This window comes from Ferrovum myxofaciens (genome assembly GCF_000735045.1).
GTDB classification, from domain to species: Bacteria; Pseudomonadota; Gammaproteobacteria; order Burkholderiales; family Ferrovaceae; genus Ferrovum; species Ferrovum myxofaciens.
In genome coordinates, this window is sequence record NZ_JPOQ01000387.1 from 1 (window position 1) to 253 (window position 253).

Annotated in this window: 1 pseudogene; it reads left to right on the plus strand. The window is 56.9% G+C overall.

Annotated features, from left to right (window positions below):
• Nucleotides 1-253 (plus strand): annotated as a pseudogene (locus tag IV91_RS18680) (hypothetical protein); the annotation flags it as partial.

Genomic DNA, 253 nt, shown 5'->3' on the forward strand with positions numbered 1-253 from the left:
GACGGCACACATTACATTTTTCTCAATGATCTCGAGGGCAATCGCTGGTGGTTCCCCTTGCCCGGACCCTGTCGCCCGGAGGATCTCGCTCTCCTGCTGGAAGCGTTGAAAACCCATTTGAACGGTTCTTTCACGGTATTTCCCCATGGCTCCCTGGTTCCCCTTTGTCGACAGAGTACAACGGCTTCTGGATGGAACCTGTTGCCCTACCCTCCGGTACTCGACCTGGATTCGCAGAGCCGCCCCCTCCGTT